The following is a 21982-nucleotide window of genomic DNA, read 5'->3' as shown; positions in this document are numbered from 1 at the left end:
ACAGGGGGGTCCGAGATCGTGCGGATCTCCGTTTGCGGGTCTTGCCCTATTCCTCGCTGCCCTCGATGAGGCCGTGTCGGATCGCCGCGCGCACAGCCTCGGCGCGGGTGTGGGCGCCCAGCTTGCGGTAGAGGCGCTGGATCTGGGTCTTCGCGGTGTTGACGGAGACGCCCAGGTCGTCGGCGATGGCCTGCACGCCCTGCTGCGTCGCGAGCGCGCGCAGCACTTCGAGCTCGCGCTGCGAGGGTGCTTGGATCCGGGGCAGTTCCGAGATGAGCGAGGGCGTGGAACCGACGTCGGCGAGGAGCGCGGCGAACGCGGAGAACTGCTGGTCGCGTGCGATCCCGGCCAGGTCGAGGCGGAGCCGCTCGGGGATGAACCGTACCTGCAGCGACAGTCGGCTGCTCTCGGCGGCCAGGGCGGCCTGCCCGAGGTACAGAGCGACCTCCTTCGTCGCGGCACCGCTGTCGAGCGCGGCGGCAGCGGCGACGAGGGTGCGCCAGGCTTCGGTCCGCGGCGTCTCGCGGGCACCGTCGAAGGTACCGGCCTCGCGCGAGAGCCGGAGGGCGCCGCCGGGGTCGGAACGGAGCAGCCGCTGCAGCGCGGGCACCACCGATTCGAGGGGGTCCGCGATCCCCGGCGGCGGTGCGATCCCGGTGTCGTCCAGGGGGGTCTCGGCGCCCGACGCGGTCGGGTCGACGAGCCGCATGAGGGCGATCGCGGTACGCACGTAGCGGGGGATCACGATCCGATCGCCTTGCTCGGTGCGGGCGCGCAGCGCGCGTTCCAGTCGGGCTCCCGCCGCGGGAACCCCGGCGACGGTGTCGACGAGTGCGGCGGTGCTCTCGTAGACGGGCCACAGTTCGGCGTCGCCGATGAGCGTGCGGGCGGTCGCGATCGCGTCCCGGGCGGCGTCGAGATCGCCGCGCTCGAGCGCGATCATGCCCGCGACGAGCGGCGCTGGCGCGGTCATGAACCGCGGTGACAGCGCCGGGTCCGGGTTGCGGAGCGCCTCGAGGGTGCGTTCGGCGGCGGCCAGGTCGCCGCGGATCGCCTGGATCATGACCAGGTTGCCGCCGAAGACGGCGCCGATGGGCGGATCGCCGGCGGCGACGGTGATCTCCCACGAGGCGCGGATGCACGCCGCAGCCTCGGCGAGGCGGTTCGCCGCGAGGTAGGTCATCCCCGCGGTGTCGAGCCCCCAGGCGCCGACGCCCTGATCCCGCGGTGCGAGGGTGCGCGAGAGGTCCTGCCAGATCGCGAGCACCCGGTCGGCGCAGTCGGTCGCGCGCTCGAGGTTGCCCTGGATCCGGAACGCGACCGTGAGGATCGCGAAGAAGAGGAGCCGATCGGCTGGGGGAGCGGGCATGGCGAGCTGCGTCGGCTCCATCGCGGCGATGAGCCGGATCCGTTCGGTGATCCCGGGGCCTTCCCCGCGGGTGAAGACGGCGGCGAACCAGCCGAGGTACGGGCAGGGTTCGAACCAGGCCGGCGGCCGGCCGAGGCAGTCGCGAGCGATCCGATCGAGCACCTGGGTGTTGAGTCGTGCTGCCGCGGTGACACCGATGCGCCATGCGAGCTGCGCGCCGGCGCGAGGGAAGGCGATCTCCCATGCCTCGTCGAGGCGGTCCTCGTCGATCCGATCCTGCGCGAACGCGGCGAGCAGCGGCAGCGCGGTCGCGTCGTCGAGGGGCGGCAGTGCGGATCGGAGGCCCGCGGGGACCCGGCTGCGGGTGCTGCTGGCGCCCCCTCGGGAGCCGGTTCCCGAGAGCGTCTCGAGCCAGCCCGCGCGGGCGATGCGCCGCACGGTCCAGCCGCCGGGCAGTGCGAGGGCGGCCTCGTCGCTCGGGCTGAAGGCGGGCAGCAGCGCGAGCCGCTGCAGGCTCGCGCGCAGCGAGGCCGCGTCGAGGGTCGACTCGGGGGACGCTCCGGGGAGCGAATCAGGATCCGCACCGGGTTCCTCGTCGAGCTCGGCGTCGACGAGCTCGCGCAGCGCTCGGGCGAGCTGCAGCCGGCCCGGCACCGGGCGGCCCTGGGCTGTGGCGTGGCGCAGCTCATCGAGGGTCGCGGCGACGAGCCCGGGCAGGCCGCCGGACAGCTCGTCGACGAGGGCCGTCGTCTCGGCGCCGGCGTCCGGGTGGGCGTCGGGGAGGACCGCACCGAGCTCGTCCGCGGTGAATCGGAGGTCGCGCAGCCGCAGTTTCGAGGCCGTCGAGAACCGGTGGTGGGATCCCGTCGCGCGGCCGAGCCCGGCGCGCGATCCGATCGCGATGCGGGCCGAGGGGCTGACGGCCTCGACGATGGCGGCCAGCCGCGCAGCGGCGTTCGGGGCGTATCCGTCGAACCCGTCGAGCACGAGGGCGTCGGCGCCGGCGACGAATGGCGGGATGGCGGGATCGCTCGAGCCCGAGGCGCTCGCGCTCGCCGCAGCTGGATCGGATCGTTCCTCCGCCCGGGACCCGGTCCAGGAGCGGGTGTCGATCCACGCGGTGCGCTCGCCGCGGGCACGACGGTGCTGCAACCACTGGTCGAGCACCACGGTCTTGCCGCCGCCGCGCGGCGCGATGAGCACGGTGATCCCGGCCGAATCCAGGCGGTCGAGCAGGTGGGTGCGCAGCAGCGGCGCGGCGTCGGGCTGCGCGCGGGATTCATCGGTGAAACCGGTCACGGGTCAACTGTAGGGCTATCCGATTCGTGTGGACGTTCTATTACCGAGCACTGACATGTAAGGGTTGACTGATCGAATGCAAGAAAGGTAACATGTTAGAAACCTATCGAGGGGATCCGCATGACTTTCCAGCCGACCGACGTCGCCGTGGTGCTCGGCACCCGACCCGAGATCATCAAGCTCGCGAGCGTGATCCGTGCGCTCGGCGACCGCGCCCGTGTAGTCCACACGGGGCAGCACTGGGACGACGCCATGGCCGGCCGATTCTTCGAAGACCTGGGCATCGGTCAGCCCGACGTGCGGCTCACGGGCATGTCGGGGGTCGGCCGGGCCGAGCAGATCTCGGCCGGCATCGCGGAGCTCGCGGCGCACTTCGCGGCGCACCCGGTCGCCGCGGTCGTGGTGCAGGGCGACACCAACTCCACGTCGGCGGGGGCGCAGGCGGCCAACTACCTCGGCGTCCCCGTCGTGCACGTCGAGGCGGGTCTGCGCTCGTTCGACCGCGGCATGCCCGAAGAGATCAACCGTCTGGTGGTCGGCGCCATCGCCGACATGCACTGCGCCGCGACCGAGCAGGCGGTCGCGAACCTGCTCGACGAAAATCTGCCGGCCGAGCGCATCGCGCTGACGGGCAACACGGTGGTCGAGGCGACGAGGGAGGCGATCGCGCGCGCCGAGTCCGCCGAGCGCTTCGCGGTCGAGCCGGGGGCGAAGATCCTCGCGACCATCCATCGCCCCGAGAACACCGACGACCCGGCGGCGCTCGAGCGCGTGCTCGAAGCGCTGATCGAGAGCCGGTCGAACGTGGTGCTCGCCGCGCACCCGCGCACGGTGGCCGCGGCCGAGCGTTTCGGCCTCACCGAGATGATGCACCTGCTCGACGTGCGCACGGGGCTCGGGCACGCCGACTTCCTGGCGCTCGCGCAGCAGGCTGATCTGCTGGTCTCCGACTCGGGCGGCGTACAAGAAGAGACGACGGTGCTGCAGAAGCCGCTGCTCGTGGTGCGGCGCTCGACTGAGCGACCCGAGTCGATCGCGGCGGGCTTCGCCCGGCTGGTGCCGCCGAGCGAGGATCTGCTGGCGGCGATCCGCTCGGCGCTGGGGCAGAGCTGGGCGCACCTGCGCGAGACGCCGTCGCCGTACGGCGACGGGTTCGCGGGGTGGAAGATCGCGCAGATCGCGATCCGGCTCGGTGATGCGCGGGTCGAATAGGGCGTTTGCACCTGAGGTACGAAACCCTCGGGATCTTTCATCCTGCATCTTCCATGTGACCGCTGAGTTGTTAGGGTGGCAGTCGAGGAGGACGACATGCCGATCCCACAGACCGCATCGCCGATCATTCCAGCCAGGGTGCTGCTGAAGGACGCGATCACCGAGACGATCCGAGACGCGATCCTCTCGGCCGAGCTCGCGCCGGGCGCTTCGCTGACCGATATCTGGGTGGCCGAGCAGTATGGCGGCACGCGCGCCTCGGTGCGCGCCGCGCTGCGCCGGCTGGCCGGCGAGGGCCTCGTGGTCGTGCGCCCGCAGGTGGGCACGCGCGTGCGCGAGGTGACGCCCGAGCGTACGCGCGACGCGCTCGCGCTGTACCGCGGCATCACCGAGTCGACGGCGTTCATGGTGGCCGCCCAGCTGGGCGACGACGACTTGGCGCTGCTCCGCGAACGTGCGGAGGCCATGCGGCAGGCGCAGCCGGGGGCGGCGAGCGTCGCCGCGTTCGACGCCTTCTACGACGTGCTGCTGGTGCGCACCGGCAACGAACTGCTGCGCACTTTCCACACGCAGATCGCGGCGCACCTCACGCAGGCGGCGGCCGTGCAGGGCGTAGCCCCCCTGCACCGACCCGAGGTCGATGCGGTGCTCGCCGCGGCCGAGGCCCGCGAGGTCGCGCCGCTGGAGCGCGCGATCGACGCGCACTTCGCGCGGGTGGCCGAGGCGTTCGATGTCGTGCTCGAGGGGGAGAACTGATCATGCCGCAGCGCAACAACCGCACCTTCCTGCGCGACCAGGTGTACATCGCGATCCGCGACGCCATCGCCGACGGCGTCCTCGAGCCGGGGGAGCGCCTCCGCGAGGACGAGATCGTCGAGTGGCTGGGGTCTTCGCGGGCCTCGATCCGCGATGCGCTGGCGCGTCTCAGCGATCAGGGCCTCGTCGAGATGGTGCCGAACCAGTTCACGCGCGTCGCCCCGGTGGATCGCGACGACGTGCTGCAGTCGCTCGTCACGCAGTTCGTGTTCTTCCGCATCGCGATCAGTGAGGGCACGCCCCGCCTCGCCGACGAGCACCGCGCCGAGCTGCAGCGCCTCACCGACGTGGTCGCCTCCGCGGTCGCGGAGGGCGGGCGCCCGTCCGTGTACATCTCGGGTCTCGGTGCCTACATGCGTGTGCTCGCGGGTGCGGCCGAGAACGAGATGCTGCTGCACTACATCGAGCAGAGCGGGCCGCTCGTGTCGCGCGCGCTGAGCATCCCCGGAACGAGCGTCGACCTGGAACGTCTGAACGCGTATGTGATGCGCGTGCACGAGGCGGTGCTCGCCGGCGAGACGGCGCGTGCGGTGGCGCTGCTGCGCGAGTTCGCGGCGGCGGTCATCGGAGACCTCGAGTAGCCCCACGGTCGTCCTGCGCGAGGGACGTCTTGTCATCCTGCGCGAGGAGCTTCTGGTCATCCTGCGCGAGGAACTCCTTAGTCATCCTGCGCGAGGCACGAGTCGCAGGATCCAGCCCCGCCCATCTTTCGAGACGGGCGGGGCTTTTGCGTCCCTGCCGGACGCCGACCCCCCCCGTCATCCTGCGCGACGAAGGAGTCGCAGGATCCCCCGCCGCTCCCGCTGGTTGAGTGAGCGGAGTGAGTCGAAACCAGGCCCCGTCCTCCCACGCAAGGGCCCTTCCCTGTCATCCTGCGCGAGGACCCCCGTCCTCCCACGCGAGGACCCCTCCCCGTCATCCTGCGCGAGGCACGAGTCGCAGGATCCCCGCCCTCCCTCACCTCCCTCTCAGCAACCCATTCTTGCGCACGCTACAGCTAACATGTTAGGGTTCAATTGACGTAACGGAGAGGCCACTGTCTCTCCGGAAGCAACCCAACAGGAGGAGACGATATGGGTTTCGGTAAGAGAGTCGGCAAGCTTGCCGCGTTCGGCATGGCGGGCGCGCTCGCGATCGGTGGGGTGGTTGCGGCAGATGCGGCGACGGCGGCGCCGGCGAGTGCGACGGAGCCGCAGCCTCGGTTAAGTGGAAAGTTCGTTACTACCTTTTATCTGACCCAAGGAAGAAATGTCGCTTCCGCGTCGTATTCGTCCGGTGGGGTTCTGAGGCGTACGGACTTTGATGCGGCCGGTACAACCCTGGCTCAAAATATAGTTTCCGCGAGAAAGTCTGCCGAAGTATTTACCTTTCCTGCGGTTGGCACTAGGGGGCCGATCATTAACTCCGTTGGGAAGTGCTTGACTGTTGATCGACTTAACTATGATGCCCATCTGAGTTCGAGGCTTAAGGACTGCGAGGAAGGCGCCGAGGATCAGGTCTTTGAGATCGATGAAAGAACCGGAGTTGTACTTTACTCGGCTACGGGCGAGGGGCTCTACAGGAGTAGTATCTACAATACTTTGTTCTTTACTGGGGCAAATGCTGGTCAGGCGCTGGATCTCAAGAGTGTAATTGCTCAAGTTTTTATTAGCGGGCCGAGCGGGATCATCGATACGAGAAATCCGGAAATTATCGGGGTTGGTGAACCTGGTGCAAAAATTGCAGTGAAGGACGCCGACGGCGCGGTCCTCGGCACGACCACGGTCGGCGCTGATGGGAAGTGGTCGCTGACCCCCGAGAAGGATCTTGCGAACGGCAAGCATGCGATCACTGCGGAGCAGGATGCGAACGGCGCGAAGTCGACGGCGAGTGGATCCTTCGAGGTGAAGGCCTCGGCTTCGGTCGCGGTGACCGGCCCCTCCGGCACGGTTGCGGGCTACCGCCCGACCATCACGGGGACCGGTGAGCCGGGCGCATCGGTCACTGTCAAGACGGACACCGGCACCAACCTGGGCACGGTTACGGTCGGCGCTGACGGCAAGTGGTCGCTGGTTCCGGTGACGAACCTGTCCGTCGGCAACCGCACGGTCACCGCAACGCAGAACGCGAACGGCGTCGAGACGACGGCGACCGGCTCGTTCGAGGTGAAGACGCCGGAGGCGCCGGTCATCGGCGGTCCGACCGGCACCATCGGAAATGTGCGTCCGACCATCACGGGCACCGGCGAGCCCGGGGCGAAGATCCGAGTGCGTCTCGATAACGGCGCTTGGTATTCCTCGTGGATCACCGTGGGGGCTGACGGCAAGTGGAGCGTGCCGGTTCCCAAGGACCTGGCCGAGGGCGCGCACGGCATCGATGCAGAGCAGCAGGTCAACGGGCACTCTCGGATGGCCAACCCCAAGAAGTTCAGGATTGCGGTCAAGGTCGCCGTCACCGGCCCCTCGGGCACCGTGACCGAAGCGCGGCCGAAGATCACGGGCACCGGCGAGCCCGGATCGACCATCACTGTCAAGGACGAGAAGGGCGTCGTGCTCGGCACCGCGACCGTCGGCGACGGCGGCGACTGGTCTCTCACGCCGTCCAAGGATCTCGCCAACGGCACCTATCAGGTGACCGCCGAGCAGACCGTCGGGGGTGTGAAGACGACCTCCACCGGAGGCTTCGAGGTGAAGGTCGCCGAGAAGGCGAAGGTCGCCGTTACCGGCCCGACCGGCACCACGAACGATCCGCGTCCCGCGATCACGGGCACCGGTCAGCCCGGTGCCACCGTCACCGTCAAGGACGGCAACGGAGAGGTGCTCGGCACCGCGACTGTCGGTTCCGATGGCAAGTGGAGTGTGAAGCCCGGCACCGACCTCCCCGAGGGCGCGGTCAGCATCACCGCCGAGCAGAACGCGGGCGGCCAGACCTCATCCGCGACCGGATCGTTCGACGTGAACATCATCGACGACCTCACGGTCACAGGCCCCACCGCTGGCTCGACCGTCGACTCGAAGAAGCCGGTCGTGTCCGGCACCGCCGAGCCCGGCGCTGAGATCACGGTGAAGGACAAGGACGGCAACGTCATCGGCGAGACCGTCGCCGGCGAGGACGGCAAGTGGACGACGCCGATCGGCACCCTGCCGACCGGTCCGGTCGAGATCGTCGTGACCGACAACCACGGCGGATCCCAGAACGTGGACTTCATCGTCCCTGCCGACAAGCTCATCGTGACGGGACCCGAGACCGGATCCACCGTCGACTCGAAGACGCCGACCGTTGAGGGCACCGGCGAGCCGGGCGCCGAGATCACCATCACCGACGAGGACGGCAACGTCATCGGCGAGACCGTCGTCGACGAGAACGGCAACTGGAGCGTCACCCTGCCCGAGCTGGGCGGCGGCAGCACCGGCATCACCGTGACCGACAACCACGGCGGCTCGCAGGACATCGACTTCGAGGTCCCCTTCGAGAACCTCGTCGTCACCGGCCCCACCCCGGGCTCGACCGTCGACTCGAAGAAGCCCGTCGTGTCCGGCACCGCCGAGCCCGGCGCCGAGATCACCGTCACCGACAAGAACGGCAACGTGATCGGCGAGACCGTCGCCGGCGAGGACGGCAAGTGGACGACCCCGATCGGCACCCTGCCGACCGGTCCGGCCGAGATCGTCGTGACCGACAACCACGGCGGATCCCAGAACGTGGACTTCATCGTCCCCGCCGAGGAGCTCATCGTGACCGCCCCGGCCCCCGAGGGCGACGCGAAGCCGACCGTCGACTCGAAGACCCCGACCGTGTCGGGCACCGGCGAGCCGGGTGCCGAGATCACCGTCACCGACGAGGACGGCAACGTGATCGGCGAGACCGTCGTCGACGAGAACGGCGACTGGGCCGTCACCCTGCCCGAGCTCGAGAACGGCGACCACACGATCACCGTGGCCGACAACCTGGGCGGCAGCAAGGAGGTCGAGTTCATCGTCTCGGCCGAGAACGGCGACGAGCCCATGACCGCGGGATCCCTCGCCGGTGTCATGCTCGCCGGCGCGGCGGGCCTCGGCCTGCTGATCCGCCGCCGCCAGCAGGCCAAGGTCGACGCGTAACCACGCATCGCCTCAGCCCGAAACGGCAGCGAACAGCCCCCGGTGCCGGGCGTCGAACCACGACGCCCGGCACCGGGGGCCTTCGCGCACCCGAACCTCGCCCCGCACCTCCGCGCACCGAAAGGACCACCGCATGCCCCCCGTGCCCGCACTCGGCAGCACCGGCACCCCCGCCCACGACGGCACCCGGCTCGACCTCCGCGTCGACCTCCTCAGCGACCAGGTCTACGACCGCCTCATCCGCGACATCGTGCTCGAACGCTATACCCCCGGGCAGCGCCTCAAACTCGACGAGATCGCCGCCGAACTCGGCATCTCCCGCACCCCCGTGCGCGAAGCCGTGCGACGCCTCGCCGACGAAGGCTTCATCACCATCGCCCGCAACTCCCGCACCGAAGTCGCCCACTGGGGCGACACCGACATGCAGGAACGCGTCCGCGCGCTCGGCCTCCTCGTTGCCGGCGCCATCGACCACGCCGACACCGCGCAGTTGAACCGCAGCATTCCCGGCGCGTCCTGCCGAGAGCACCGTCCCTCGGGCGACTGCGAGCACCGCGACCCCTTCGCCGGCCTCGCCCGCTTCCTCGAGGTCAGCGCCGCGCTGCTCCCCGTCGGCTACCCGACCGGTGCCGAGGGGTTCAGTCGAGGGGTCCTAGGGCCCCTCGGCACGTACCTCACCCATGTCACGCTCACCGGGCGAGGCCACGCGCCCGCAGTGCGCGCGGCCGGACTCGAGTGGTGCGCCGTCGAACGCGAACTTCTGCGCGGCAACGGCGCGGCACTGCGTGACTATGCCGAACGGGTGCACCGATCGTTCCGCTCGGGCGGGTCCGCCCGGAGGGCGGTCGCTTGATCGAAAAGTAGGATCCCACCACATCACCGGTAACCGGTTACGATGGGCACGAGAAAACGGTGCGCCTATCCGCATCGCTCGGTCGTGCGTCGACGACGGCGCGCAGTCCACTCGACTCAGCACCCGAAACGAGGAACCACCGGTGACCGCCATCCCCGTCCCGAGCCCGCGGGCTCGATCCAGAACACTACCGACGAAGCTCGCGGCGACCCTGCTCGGCATCGCGCTCCTGCTCCTGGGAGCAGTGGCTCCCACCGCGGCGCGCGCGGCCGACGCCTGGCTCGACCGCCTGGCCATCAGCGTGCTCTTCGATGGCGCGCAGGTGCCCAACGCGGTCGACGACGCCCCCAAGAACGGCATCGTCGCCACGAACGACGCGGTGGCCTTCCAATGGGACCTCGCGGTGACCGGAACGGCAGGCGGCTCGCTCACGCAGACGCTGCCCGAGGGGTGGCGCTGGGATCCCGCATCCCTCGGCGCGCTCGACACCGACGGCCGCGCATACGCCGCGCACCACGTCCTCTCCGAGGACGGCCGCACGCTGACAGCCACGGTGACCCAGGTCGACGGCAAGCTCCTCAGCCTCGCCGGCATGAAGGCGATCCCGTCGCGCACCGTGGCCGACGAAAGCACCTACCTGCCGGTCGTCAGCACGCAGAACGGCGGCGAAGCGCTCGAGGCGCGCACCGGAGCGATCACCGTGCGCGGCGAGCACCGCGCCGAGTTCGAGAAGACCGTCGCGGCGCACAACATCTCCGGGCGGCACGACTTCAGCGACGGATCGGGCCTGGTCGACGCCCGCGCCATCGACTTCGTGCTGCGCGTGCGCCCGGTCCCCGAGAAGGAGGTCGGGGTGCTGCAGTTCGAGCTCGCCCAGCCGGCATCGATCCGCGATACCTTCACCATCACCGGGCCGACCGGCGCTTCGAAGCTCCGGTTCCAGGCCGAGATCATCCGCCAGAGCGCGGGTTCCCATCCCACCCTGCAGCAGAGCGGGAACACGCTCGACATCACCCTGAACGACTACGCCTCGCTGCCCGGCACCGTCGCCGACGGCAACTGGAACCGTGCCACCGTCGCGATCCGATTCTGGGTGCGAGCTGCGGACCTGCCGACCGCGGGCAACAACCGCGTCGTCGTCTGGAACACCGCCGCGCCGCAGCAGTGGCAGACGACCGACGGAGACCCCGTCGCCGTCACTTCGGAATCCAAGATCTCGGGCTATGTCGAACTGCCCCAGACCGGCCGCGGCGACGCGGCGACCGACAAGCGGATCCTCGTGCAGAAGGATCCGCAGGCGTCGCCCGCGCTTACCGCGGACCCGGCCGGATTGACCGATCGCTACGAATGGGCCGACGAAGCGCCGGTCTCGACCGACAGCATCATCGTGCCCCGCTGGTGGGTGCAGCCCGGTGCCGACAAGACCACGGGCTCCATGAGCCCGATCAGCGACCTCGTCTCCTACGATTTCTGGCATCCGGCGGAGCAGCGGATCCTCGAGGGCGCGATGCCCTACGTGGGTGTCGACCGCGGCACGGCCCCGCTGAATCCGTCCGACTACGCGATTCAGTACACCTCCGGCAACGACCGCACGGACCCCGAGCGCAACACCTGGGTGTCGAGCATCGCCGCGGCCGGCGGGCCCGAGCGGGTGTCGGGCATCCGCGTCGCCTACACGGCCGGCGCCTGGGCGAGCACCGCCGCCACGCAGAAGGCGTTCGTGGTGGCCGTGCCGATGCGGCTCGTGGCGAAGGTGGCCGAGGCGAACCTCGTTCCGGATGTCGCAGCGCATGCGTACACCGACGCGGACGGCGGCGCGCACTTCGCGCTCGACGAATCCTGGATCGAGGTGCGCGACCTGCGCGTGCGTCTCGGCAAGAACGCCGCCCGAGGCACCGTGGTCGGTGGCGCGAGCATCGACTACACGCTCACCCCCGAGCTCATCGCCAACACCGGCGACCCGCAGCAGCGGGACGTGCACGGCATCCGCATCGTCGACGAACTGCCCGCCGGCCTCGTCTCGGTCGACACGAGTGCGATCCCCGACGACTGGGAGGTCGAACGCGTGGGCAGCGCGGCCGCCGGGCTGACGCTGATCCTCACCTACCGCGGCGAGGCCACCACCGCGGCGAAGCTCGAGCCGCTGCGCTACTCGGCGAAGACCTCGCTCGTCGCGCCCGTCGACACCACCTACGTCAACACGGCCGTGCTCGAAGCTCAGGGCGCCGACCCCGACCGTGCACAGGCGACCGTCAGCTATCTCCGGGCCCAGGTCGTCGGTACCGAGAAGACCGTCGCCGGTGACGAGGAGATCGAACCCGGCGGGTCGCCGGAGTGGGAGACCAGCTGGTTCAACCTGCAGACCGATTCGCAGCGCGTCTCGCACTTCGTCGACGTGCTGCCGTACAACGGTGACGGGCGAGGATCCAGCTTCACCGGCGCGGTGAGCGTCGCCTCGGCGCGCATCACCGACGGCCAGGGCACCCCCGCACCCGACGGCTACGGCACGCTGCAGGTCACGACCGCCCCTGCTGCGCAGGTGCGTGCCGCAGCGGCCAACAGCGACGCGATCGAGTGGATCGACGCCGACGGCACCGAACTCTCGAAAATCGCCGGGATCACCGCGCTGCGGGTCGTCGTCGCCGACTTCGCGCAGGGCGACGCCGGGTTCGGCGGCCTGCACGTCGTGCTTAGCAACCCCGACCATCTCGACGGCGACCGCTACGTCAACACCACCGGAGCCTGGCTCGGCGCCGGCGGACGGATCAGCGAGACCAACCCCGCCGAGGTCCGCGTCGTCGCTGCGGAAGAGCCCGGTCCCGACGACGTAGATGCTGGTGCGGACGCGGACGAGGCGGACGTGGAGAGCGGCGCGAATTCCGGCGCGGCCGCCGAGGTCGAGAGCAGCACGGCATCCGACGCGACGAACTCGGCATCCAGCGATCCGAGCAGCATGACCGATTCCACGGCGCGAGCCGGCTCCGACGCCGATGCGAGCACCGGCGCGAACGCCGACCAGAGCTCGAGCGCGGCGACGAACGCGAACAGCTCCGCGAACGCCGGAACCGACCCGGGCGCGGCAGCCGAGAGAACCGCGACCGCGAGCGCAACCGGAGCGTCCGCGTCGGCTAATGGGGGCCTGGCGCGTACCGGCGCGGCGAGCGTCGGCCTGCTCTGGGCCGGTGCAGCCGGCCTGCTGGCCGTCGGCCTCGCCGTGCTGGTGCTCCGGCTCCGGGCTCGCCACGGCGCACGAGCGACGGGGGAGTAGCCCCGCAACGGTGGATCACGGGCGGCACGCCGTCCGTGATCCACCGCGTGCCCGCCTGAACGAACGCTGGGCGACGTTGTCCACAGAGCAAGCGATCCATTGCGAGCTTCTTTGTTACATGTTACCGTTGAGCAGCAACATCATTTCAACGAAAGGGCGGGCATGTACACCGCAGCACCTCCCACCGGCATCGGCGTCGTCGGTGGCGTCCTCGCCACCACGGGCAGCGAGCAGGTCGGCTTCATCCTCATGGGCATCGCGCTCCTGCTCGGCGGCGCGGTCCTCGCCCGTCTCAGCTGGCTCAAGCGCCAGCGAGCACAGGCCATGTGACGCAATACGGCCCGCGCAGGCACCCCGCACCGGGGGTCGCAGACGTCGAGCGCCGAGATCAACTGAAATCCCACGATACGAGCAGGAGCACGCGATGAGCGACATCACCATCACCGGCGGTCAGCCGCTGAGCCGCCGCCACCGGCGCGAGCAGAACGAGCGGGGCGCGGTCCCCGAACTCGTGCCCGCCGAGCAGCCCCGCGTCTCGAAGGCGCACCGGGCCGGCTCGTTGCTCAACCGCTTCGGCCGTGCGCTCATCGCGCTCGCCTTCCTCGCCGTGGGCGTCCTCTGCTTCATCTACGAACGCGAGCTGCGCTTCACCGAGACCGAGATCCAGGCCTGGATCATGAACAGCACGGGCCTGGCCGAGACCGCGATCTCGTCGGTCAACAACGGGATCCCCGCGATCACTTTCCACGCGAACGACACCTGGATCTCGCTCCGGCTCATCCCGCAGTGCGCGATCGCCATGTACGTCGGGGCCGCGTTCCTGCTCTCCGCGATCCTGATCATGGTGCCCCGAGTACGGCCCGTCCGCCTGTTCTCGGCGCTCGCCATCTCGGGCTCCGGCCTGGTCCTGCTCAACCAGGTGCGGCTGCTGGTCAACGCGGTCATGTTCGCCGAGGGCGGCCGCGAGGCCTTCAACTGGGCCCACGGGCCGATCGGCTCCACGATGATGATGCTGGGCGTCGCCGGGTCCCTCGCGGTGTTCTTCCTGCTCTGCATCCGCCGGGCGAAGCCGGCCGCGCGTGGCACCGAGCCGGCCGCTCAGGCCGAGCAGCCGGAGGGCCGAGCATGATCGCAGCCTTCGCCACCACAGCGCTCGTCGTCATCTGCATCTCGTTCCTCTACCTCTGGGTCATGTTCTTCGCGGGGCTGCGCACCATGAAGAAGCAGGGCGCCACGCTCTCCACCCTGCGCGGAGCGAAGTACGAGAACCCCTTCGCGGGCGAGCCCGGCACCTTCCACACCTACTTCCTGATCCCGTGCCTCAACGAGGAAGCGGTGATCGGTGCCACGGTCAAAGCCCTCGCGGGTTCCCCCTACTCGACCACGATCGTGATCGACGACGCCTCCGACGACAAGACCATCGCCACCGCATACGCGCACGGCGGCGACAACGTGATCGTGCTCGAGCGCCAGCAGCCCAACGCCCGCCAGGGCAAGGGCGAAGCCCTCAACGATGCGCTCAACCTCGTGCGGCAGCTCGTCGCCGAGCGCGGCCAGGACGTCGACCGGGTGCTCGTCACCGTCATGGACGCCGACGGTCGCCTCTCCGACGGGGCCATGGCGGCCGTGCTGCCGCTGTTCGACGATCCCGAGGTCGGTGCGATCCAGCTCGCCGTGCGCATCCGCAACCGTGAGAACTTCCTCACCCGGTTCCAGGACTTCCACTTCTGGTCCATGACCTCCGTCACCCAGTTCGGACGCCACCAGTCGTCCACCGTGTCGCTCGGCGGCAACGGCCAGTTCTCGCGCCTGTCCGCCCTCAACGAGGCCGGCGAGAAGCCGTGGAGCGAATCCCTCACCGAAGACCTCGACCTCGCCGTCACCCTCGCGATGAAGAAGTGGAAGCTCGCGACCACCCCCAACGCCGCCGTCGAGCAGCAGGGCGTGGAGAAGATCAAGACGCTCTTCACGCAGCGCCGACGCTGGTTCCAAGGCCACATGATGATGGCGAAGCGGCTTCCCGAGATCTGGGGCAACGCGCAGCTGTCGCAGCTCCGCGTGCTCGAACTCTCCGCCTACATCCTCACACCGTGGGTCACGATCCTGCCGTGGTCCATCCTGTTCCACTGGGGCCTCTTCGGTCTCATCGTCGACGGCCCCTCGTTCTTCTCGTTCGTCACCGGTTCGGTGACCCTGCTCATCGGGCTCGTGCTCTGGTACCTGCTCGCCTTCGGCCCGATCTTCGTCTCCGCGTTCGTCTACTGGAAGCGCGACGAAGAGAACCGGCTCTGGATGGCGCTCCTGCACGCCCACTGCTTCCCCCTCATGAACTACATCGCATTCGCTGCCGTCTGGTCCGCGCTCGCCCGCATCCTCAAGGGAGAGAACGGGTGGCAGAAGACCGCCCGAGTGCAGGAGGGACTCACCGACGACCTCGTCGACGTACGCGCCGACGCCGAAGTCGTGTCGATGCCCGCCACCCCGCTCGGCTCGCGTGTCACCATGCACCCCGACCGCCTCGAAGGGCTCGGCCACGCGCCCACCCCGCTGCGCACCGCGCTCGCGCTCCCCCTCGCCGCCTGAGCGGAGTCGGCGAGCGCGACTCGCGGCAGGTGCCCGTGGGCCCGCCCGTCGCATGCACCGGGCGGGCCCACAACGCACCCACTCACCCCCGAGAGAGGAGCCCTCATGTTCACCCACCCGCGCAAACGGAGACGCCGATCCCGGCCTCGATCGTCCGAGCCGACGCCTCCGCCCACGCTGCAGACCGCGTCGCCCGGAGGCCCGACCCCCGACCTCGAAGCCGAGAGCGAAGCCGAGATCGCCACGGAGCACGAGAGCTACCAGCTCGGCATCCGCAACCGCCTGCTCTGGAGCGGAGGAACCGCGATCGTCGTGACCCTCGGCGCCTTCCTGCTCCATTTCCTTCTCGAGATCGGCCAGGTCGATGACGCGAGCAAAGTCAGAATCGTGCTGGCGCCGGTCCCGTCCGACGTCGCGATCGGCGCGTTCGGAGTGCTCGCGACCCTCGCAGTCGCCCTCCAGGTCGCCGTGCGCGCGCCGCGCAACAGCGGAACACCTGCGCCGCGGGACCTCGCCCGCAAGCACTTCCTCTCCGCGCTCGCCGGCGGAATCGGCCCGGCATCCATGACTCTCGGCCTCTACCTCTCGCTGCAGTACCTCGACTTCCCGGGCAGCATCGACATCGTCCGCAACTTCGGTCCCATCCTCCTCGCGCTGCTGATCGCCCTCATCGCCGCGGACGCCGAAATGGCCAACCGATCCTCCTCGCGGCAGGCGATCCTCCAGGAGGCCGCGCGCGGCAGGCGGATCGAGCAGCTCGAAGCCGGGCTCGCAACATTCTCCGACCGGGGCCGCGCGCCGAGCCGCAGTCGACGCTTCTGGCAGGGCGTCCTGCTGATCGGAGTGCCGCTCGCGGTCGTGAGCGCGCTCAGCGTATTCGGGTCCGAGCCGAGCCCGTTCCTCACGGTGACGATGATCATCGCCGAGCTCGTGATCTGCCTATTCATCTACACCTTCCTGGTGAAGACGACGCAGTACCTGGCCATCCGCGAATGGATCACCTGGGCCGTGATGCTCACGGTGTCAGTGGTGCTCGCCATCTACGCGATCCTGATCTACCTGGTGCAGGGTCTCGTGCTGGCAGGCGAGAGCGGCGGCTGGGCGCCCGTCGCGCGCGCCCTGCTCACCCTCACCATCGAAGTCGCGGTGCCGATCGCGCTCGGGCTCCGGTCCCTCGCGAAGCGACCCGCGTCGAAACCCCGCGGGCTCCTGCGACACCTCGTCGTCAGCCGCATCGAAACCCACCTCGACCGCGCACGCGCCGCCGCCCGCCCGACGGAACCAGAGACGAAAGCGCCCTGGAACATCCTCGCGATCCTCTCCGCCGCGCTCACCGTCGTACCGCCCTTCGGCCTGGTCTTCGCGGTCCTCGCCCGCCAGCAGATCCGCGCGGCGGACGAGGCGCAGTCCGGTGGTCCGAGTGAGCAGACGGGCGCCGGCCGGCGCGGTGTCGGGCAACGGGCGTCCGGCCGGCCCGCGTCCGGGCAGCGCGGGCTCGCGCTGGCGACGACCATGCTCTGGATCAACGGGATCGGGCTCCTGCTCGCCCTCGCGGGACTCATGGTGATCGGGATGGTGAACCCCGACCTGTTCTAGGCGGGGACGTCCCCGGGGTCGGGGACCCTGGACCCAGGCCCCCGGGATCCAAGCCCTGCCCTGGGGCTCCGATCTCCTGGACCGGGCGTTGCCGTTCGCTCAGCCCGGGCCCGCCCAGGTCGAGCCCCGCCCGGGCACGGCACCAACCATCGAGTGGAGGCAAACGCGCCGAATCAGCCGGGGAAGGGCGGGTTTGCCGCCCCTCGATGGAGCAGGGGAGCGGGTGACACCCCCGTGCTCACCCGAACACGGGACCCGTCGCCCGATCGATATGGTGCGATCATCCCCGCATCCGACGGGTGACGGGGCGAGGCGAAGGAGCCTCCATGCATCAGCGGAACCGTCCCGTCCGAATCCTCACACGCCGCCTCGCCGGCCACCCCGACGCCGGCCACCCCGTCGCCGCCCGGCCCGGCAGCAGGCACCGCGCCGCGATCCTCGCGGTCGCCGCGCTCGCCGCCGCGATCCCGCTCGGGCTCACCGTCCCGGCCGCGGCGCACGCGATCCCGGCCGCGCCACTGCAGCCCGCGTCCTCGGCGGAGCAGATCCAGACCCACGTCGCCCTGATCCTCTCGAAGCAGCGAGCCAGCGGCGCGATCATGCACGGCAGCGGCGGCATCAATCCCTACTTCGGCAACTCAGCCGCCCTCGGGCTCCTCGCCGCCGCCCGGGCCGGCATCGCCGCCCCGGACGCCGTCGTCGGAGCCACGCGCTGGTACGACTGGGTGCTCGCCCACCTCAACCGCGCCGGCGACGCGAAGGGCCTCGCCTACACGATCGACGACTACCGGCTGCAGGGCGACGCCGAGATCGCCACCGGATCCTACGACTCCGTCGACAGCTATGCCGCGACCACGCTCAGCGTCGCAGCAGCTCTGCACGCCAGCGGCGACCCGGCCGCCCAACAGCGGGTCGCCGGCAGCATCGGCGACCTCGAGCACGTCGCCGCGCTGCTCACGCACGCCGCGCCGCAGGGGGTGCGCAAATCGAGCGGGCTCACGCAGGCGACCTCGACGTACAACGTCGGATACCTGATGGACAATGCCGAGGTGTTCGCCGGCCTCCGCGACTTCGCCGGCCTCGAGCACGCCCTCGGCCGCACCGCGCAGGCGGCGTCGGCGGAGCACTGGGCCGAGACCACCCGCACCGCGATCCTGCGCATGTGGAACGACAAGACCGGCACCTGGAACGACTACGACCGGCACGCGGCGACGCTGACCGGGGCCTTCTATCCGCAGGGGATGGCGCAGATCTTCCCGGTGCTGCACGGCGTGGTGCCGTCGGGTGACGCCCGCGCGGTGCGGGCGTGGCAGTCGGTCACGGCGGCTTGGCCCGGATGGCGCAGCAGCGGCTTCGGCATGGCGAGCCCGGTCGCGACGTTCGCCGCGACCGCCGCGCTCATGGGCGATCCGGCGGGCGCGCACGCCATGATCGACGACTTCACGGCCCGCTACGCGCCCGGATGGGGGATCCCGTCGAGCTGCGATGCGGCCTCCTGCGCGACGGGCTGGTGGTATCCGTCGGCGTCGGGCTGGACGATCCGCGCCCTCGTCGCCGCCGGGTAGCGCCGGGCCGGGCACTGAGGCCTCACCGCCGGCACCGCCCCGGTCGAGTGAACGCTTGTACACGAAATGAGCTCGTTTTTCGTGTACAAGCGTTCACTCGACCGTTGAGCGAGGGTATCGAGGCATGGAACACCGAGCGGAGGCGCCCAGGCCCAGGCCCCCGCCCGGCCTACCCCGCCGCGCGCAGCATCTGCGCTTTCAGCCAGGGTGCGATCTGCGCCTTGCCCGCGGGGGAGAAGTGCACGCGGTCGTCGAGGTACATCTTCTCGCCGGACTCCGTCGCGACAGCGCAGGCGTCGGCGGTGCAGACCTGATCCTGCAGTTTCAGCTTGCGCACCTCGGGGTGCTCGGCGAGGGCCTCGTCGAGCAGGGCGTTGAACGCGTGCGCCTGTTCGACGGTCATGATCGCGTTGTGCAGGCGGGCGTCGGCGACGACGACCTGCGCACCGGTGGATCCGGCGACCTCGATCATGCGCTTCAGCTCGCCGCGGTAGGCGTCGGCGCGGGCGGCGTCGGTGAGGTCGCCCCACCGGCCGTCGATCTTCGTCTGGACGGCGTCCCAGGCGACGTTCACGAGCACCACGTCGGGCTCGACGCGATCGAGCTGGGTCTGCCAGCGCTGCTCCCACGGGTTGCAGCCCTTCGGGGCGTCCTGCGTGATGCCGACGGCCGTCCTCATCGCGGTGGCGCCGGAGACGCCGCAGCCGGCGAGGCCGCCGTCGTGCACGGTGAGCTCATCGCCCGCGACGGGGGCGAGGGCGGAGGCGAAGTCGTTTGCGAGGGAGTCGCCGAGGGTGAGCACGGAGGTCTGGCCGGTGCCGGCGCCCTGGTGCTGCACGAGCGGGGGCAGTACGACGAACGCGGCGATCGTGGCCGCCATCCAGCCGGTGAACGCGACCGTGCCGAGCTTCTTCCAGCTGCGCAGGCGCATGGGCTCGGCGAACAGGTGGTGCAGGGCGCCCGCGGCGAGCAGCGAGAAGGGCACGCCGAGGATCAGCAGGTCGACGGGCGCGCTGCTCGGCTCGACGGCGGTGATGAGCCAGTAGATGGGGAGGTGTACAAGGAACAGTGTGTACGACACCTTGCCGATGCCGACGAGTACGGGGAGGCGCAGCACCCGGCCGAGCAGGTTGGCGGGCGAGGTGAGGGTGAGGATCAGGATCGCGGTGAGCGCGCCGACGGCGGCGAAGCCCCAGCGGTAGAGCCAGGCCTGCTCGTAGCTGTGCGCGTTCAGCGACAGCAGCACGATGGCGGTGAGCGCCGCGACGGACAGCACGGTGATGGCGATGCGGTGCCAGACGGTCGCGGTGCGCGGGGTGCCGCCGAGGTCGGCGAGCAGGGCGCGCCGCTGCACCCAGAGGAAGTGGATCGCGGCCGCGGCGGCGCCCGCGAGGAGGCCCATCATGTGGGTGTCGGTGCCGAGGTACATGCGGTCGCTGTTGCTGCCGTCGAAGCGGAGCAGAGGCTGGGCCGAGGCGAACGCGAAGCCCGCGAGGGCGAGCCACATGACGAGCTTCGCTCGCAGGGTGCTGCGCTGGAAGTGGAAGTCCTCGCTGCCGCTGCGGCGGCGACCGATCATGAACACGGCGAAGAGCAGGATCGGCCAGACCAGGTAGAACTGCTCGGTGATGGCGAGGGACCACATGTGGCCGAGCGGGTTGATCGCGCCGAAGCCCTCCCAGTAGGCCTGGCCGGCGTGGATCTGCTCCCAGTTGGTGAGGTAGACGAGGGACGCGAGCCCCTGCTGCACGAAGCGCTCGCGGGTGGCGGGATCGCCGAGCACGAGCACGGCCCAGAGCATGAGCCCGAGTACGAGGAACAGCACGGGGAGGAGGCGCTTCACGCGGCGCGCGTAGAAGGTGCCGAGGCGGATCGCACCCGTGCGGTGGTGCTCGCGCAGCATCGTGAGGGTGATGAGGAAGCCCGAGAGTACGAAGAACACGTCGACGCCGAACAGGCCGTTGGCATACAGCCCGGTGTGGAACGTGAGCACCGAGAGGATCGCGACCGCGCGGAGGCCGTCGACGGAGGGGTAGTAGGTGTTCGGCAGCGGGACGGGGCGGCTCTTGCGCAGGCGGCTGCGCCGGTGCACCGAGTGGCGCGGGGCAGTCGCGGCCTGTGGCGAGGTCGTGGTGTGCATCTCGGTCTCCCGATCCCGTAGCTAACATGTTACATGCATAAGGATCGCAGAATTATCGCCTGCATGCAAGGGTTGAGCGGGAACCGCTTACATGTTAGCCTCGATCTCACATTCAGGACGGCCGTACGGCCGAGGTCGAACGCACACGGAGGTTTCATGGCAATCCAGGCAACGACCCAGCCGCTGCGCCGAGTGCTGCTCAAGGACGAAGCCCACGCGCGCCTCTCCGATGCGATCATCGGCGGCGAACTCGCCCCCGGCACCGCGCTGCCGAACGCCGAGATGGAGGAGTGGCTCGGGGTGTCCCGGTCGACGCTGCGCGAGGCGTTCAGCCGGCTCGAGCTCGCGGGCCTCGTCGTCTCGCAGCCCAACCGGTACACCCGCGTCTCCGAGGTCGACACCGATGCCTATCGATCGACCGCGAAGGTGCTGCACATGCTGCTCGCAGACATCCGACCCGAGTCGCTCGAGGGGATCGACCTGCGCATCGCGCCGAGCGAGGCCTGCGCCGAGCACCTGGCCCGCGTGGTCGAAGAGATCGCCGAGGCGGAGCGAAACCCGGTGCTCGCCGGCATCGTCGGCATGCAGATCCTCCCGCTGCTGCGTCGCGACGCGGCGACCTTCGCCCGGGCGCGAGCGGACGTCGAGTACCGAGGCGTCGCCGGACGCCTGGCCGAGCACCTCGACCGGGGCGAATCGGCGGCCGCGGCCGCCGGGATCCCGCAGCTCGTCGAACTCGGCACCGGGCAACGCCGCTGCGCAGGCGCGGAAGCGAGTGTCGTCGCGAGCGCGCGCTCGCGACGGGCGCTCTAGCGCTTCTTGCCGCCCCGGCCCGACTTCCGGGGACGCAGCCACGGGAACAGCGACCCGACGGCGACACCGATGAGGAGGACGACCAGGAACCAGATCCAGGCCGGCATGGTGAGGGCGAGTCCGAGGAAGAACACGCTCGCGCTGCCCAGATTCGAGAAGACGAACAGCAGGGCGATCACGAGCAGCACGATCGCGACGATGCTCCTGGCCGAGAGGCCCTTCGACTCCGATTCAGCCCCCGGCGTGCTCGCCGGTGCTCCAGTGGTGTGCGACATCTGTCCGTCCCCCTCGCCGGCCGCGGATCGGCCGAATGCTGAAAACGCTAGGGGTTCCGGAGCACCGCCGAAGCGGAGGGTGACACCCGGGGTGACATCGCGATCCGGGAGCTG

General features: G+C 70.0%; 15 protein-coding genes. 12 read left to right on the top strand and 3 right to left on the bottom strand.

What is annotated here, in order from left to right; genetic code table 11:
* Nucleotides 1–46: 46 nt before the first annotated feature.
* The gene (locus tag ABD169_RS01665) at nucleotides 47–2668 is read right to left on the bottom strand and encodes a LuxR C-terminal-related transcriptional regulator (RefSeq protein WP_344028505.1); all 2622 of its coding nucleotides are present in this window, start codon (nucleotides 2666–2668) and stop codon (nucleotides 47–49) included.
* A 120-nt stretch (nucleotides 2669–2788) separates the two neighbouring features.
* On the opposite strand from ABD169_RS01665, the gene wecB reads away from it, so the two are divergent.
* The 11 genes from wecB (at nucleotide 2789) to ABD169_RS01610 (ending at nucleotide 18640) form a co-directional block, all read left to right on the top strand.
* Complete coding sequence (gene wecB, locus ABD169_RS01660) at nucleotides 2789–3880, top strand: non-hydrolyzing UDP-N-acetylglucosamine 2-epimerase (protein WP_344028502.1); 1092 nt, start codon at nucleotides 2789–2791, stop codon at nucleotides 3878–3880.
* 96 nt (nucleotides 3881–3976) lie between these two features.
* The gene (locus ABD169_RS01655; protein ID WP_344028499.1) at nucleotides 3977–4636 is read left to right on the top strand and encodes a GntR family transcriptional regulator; all 660 of its coding nucleotides are present in this window, start codon (nucleotides 3977–3979) and stop codon (nucleotides 4634–4636) included.
* Nucleotides 4637–4638: 2 nt separating this feature from the next.
* Nucleotides 4639–5277: a GntR family transcriptional regulator gene (locus tag ABD169_RS01650; RefSeq protein ID WP_344028496.1), complete on the top strand. Its 639-nt coding sequence runs from the start codon at nucleotides 4639–4641 to the stop codon at nucleotides 5275–5277.
* A 492-nt stretch (nucleotides 5278–5769) separates the two neighbouring features.
* On the top strand, nucleotides 5770–8775 hold the full coding sequence (locus ABD169_RS01645; protein WP_344028494.1) for an Ig-like domain-containing protein: 3006 nt from the start codon (nucleotides 5770–5772) through the stop codon (nucleotides 8773–8775).
* Nucleotides 8776–8908: 133 nt separating this feature from the next.
* Complete coding sequence (locus ABD169_RS01640) at nucleotides 8909–9628, top strand: GntR family transcriptional regulator (RefSeq protein ID WP_344028492.1); 720 nt, start codon at nucleotides 8909–8911, stop codon at nucleotides 9626–9628.
* A gap of 142 nt (nucleotides 9629–9770) precedes the next feature.
* Nucleotides 9771–12896 carry a hypothetical protein gene (locus ABD169_RS01635; protein ID WP_344028489.1) on the top strand — a complete coding sequence of 1042 codons (3126 nt, stop codon included), beginning with the start codon at nucleotides 9771–9773 and terminating at the stop codon, nucleotides 12894–12896.
* Nucleotides 12897–13058: 162 nt separating this feature from the next.
* The gene (locus ABD169_RS01630) at nucleotides 13059–13226 is read left to right on the top strand and encodes an LPXTG cell wall anchor domain-containing protein (RefSeq protein WP_344028486.1); all 168 of its coding nucleotides are present in this window, start codon (nucleotides 13059–13061) and stop codon (nucleotides 13224–13226) included.
* A 94-nt stretch (nucleotides 13227–13320) separates the two neighbouring features.
* Nucleotides 13321–14025, top strand: a complete 705-nt coding sequence (gene xrtR, locus ABD169_RS01625; RefSeq protein WP_344028483.1) for an exosortase R — start codon at nucleotides 13321–13323, stop codon at nucleotides 14023–14025.
* The gene (locus ABD169_RS01620; protein WP_344028480.1) at nucleotides 14022–15479 is read left to right on the top strand and encodes a glycosyltransferase; all 1458 of its coding nucleotides are present in this window, start codon (nucleotides 14022–14024) and stop codon (nucleotides 15477–15479) included. Before xrtR ends, ABD169_RS01620 begins: the two co-directional genes overlap by 4 nt.
* 105 nt (nucleotides 15480–15584) lie before the next feature.
* Nucleotides 15585–17075 carry a hypothetical protein gene (locus tag ABD169_RS01615; RefSeq protein WP_344028478.1) on the top strand — a complete coding sequence of 497 codons (1491 nt, stop codon included), beginning with the start codon at nucleotides 15585–15587 and terminating at the stop codon, nucleotides 17073–17075.
* Nucleotides 17076–17401: 326 nt separating this feature from the next.
* Nucleotides 17402–18640, top strand: coding sequence for a hypothetical protein (locus tag ABD169_RS01610; protein ID WP_344028475.1), 1239 nt, complete (start codon nucleotides 17402–17404; stop codon nucleotides 18638–18640).
* Nucleotides 18641–18809: 169 nt separating this feature from the next.
* Here ABD169_RS01610 and ABD169_RS01605 read toward each other — a convergent pair whose 3' ends face one another.
* Nucleotides 18810–20780 carry an acyltransferase family protein gene (locus tag ABD169_RS01605; RefSeq protein WP_344028472.1) on the bottom strand — a complete coding sequence of 657 codons (1971 nt, stop codon included), beginning with the start codon at nucleotides 20778–20780 and terminating at the stop codon, nucleotides 18810–18812.
* Nucleotides 20781–20936: 156 nt separating this feature from the next.
* On the opposite strand from ABD169_RS01605, the gene ABD169_RS01600 reads away from it, so the two are divergent.
* Complete coding sequence (locus ABD169_RS01600; protein ID WP_344028469.1) at nucleotides 20937–21593, top strand: GntR family transcriptional regulator; 657 nt, start codon at nucleotides 20937–20939, stop codon at nucleotides 21591–21593.
* Here ABD169_RS01600 and ABD169_RS01595 read toward each other — a convergent pair.
* A complete protein-coding gene (locus ABD169_RS01595; RefSeq protein WP_344028465.1) occupies nucleotides 21590–21868 on the bottom strand; it encodes a hypothetical protein in 279 nt (92 codons plus the stop codon). The genes ABD169_RS01600 and ABD169_RS01595 overlap by 4 nt on opposite strands.
* Nucleotides 21869–21982 lie beyond the last annotated feature (114 nt).

This window comes from Leucobacter iarius (assembly GCF_039530105.1).
Lineage (GTDB): Bacteria > Actinomycetota > Actinomycetes > Actinomycetales > Microbacteriaceae > Leucobacter > Leucobacter iarius.
Note: the sequence above shows the minus strand (reverse complement) of the source record. Positions and strands in the feature narration are given on the sequence as shown.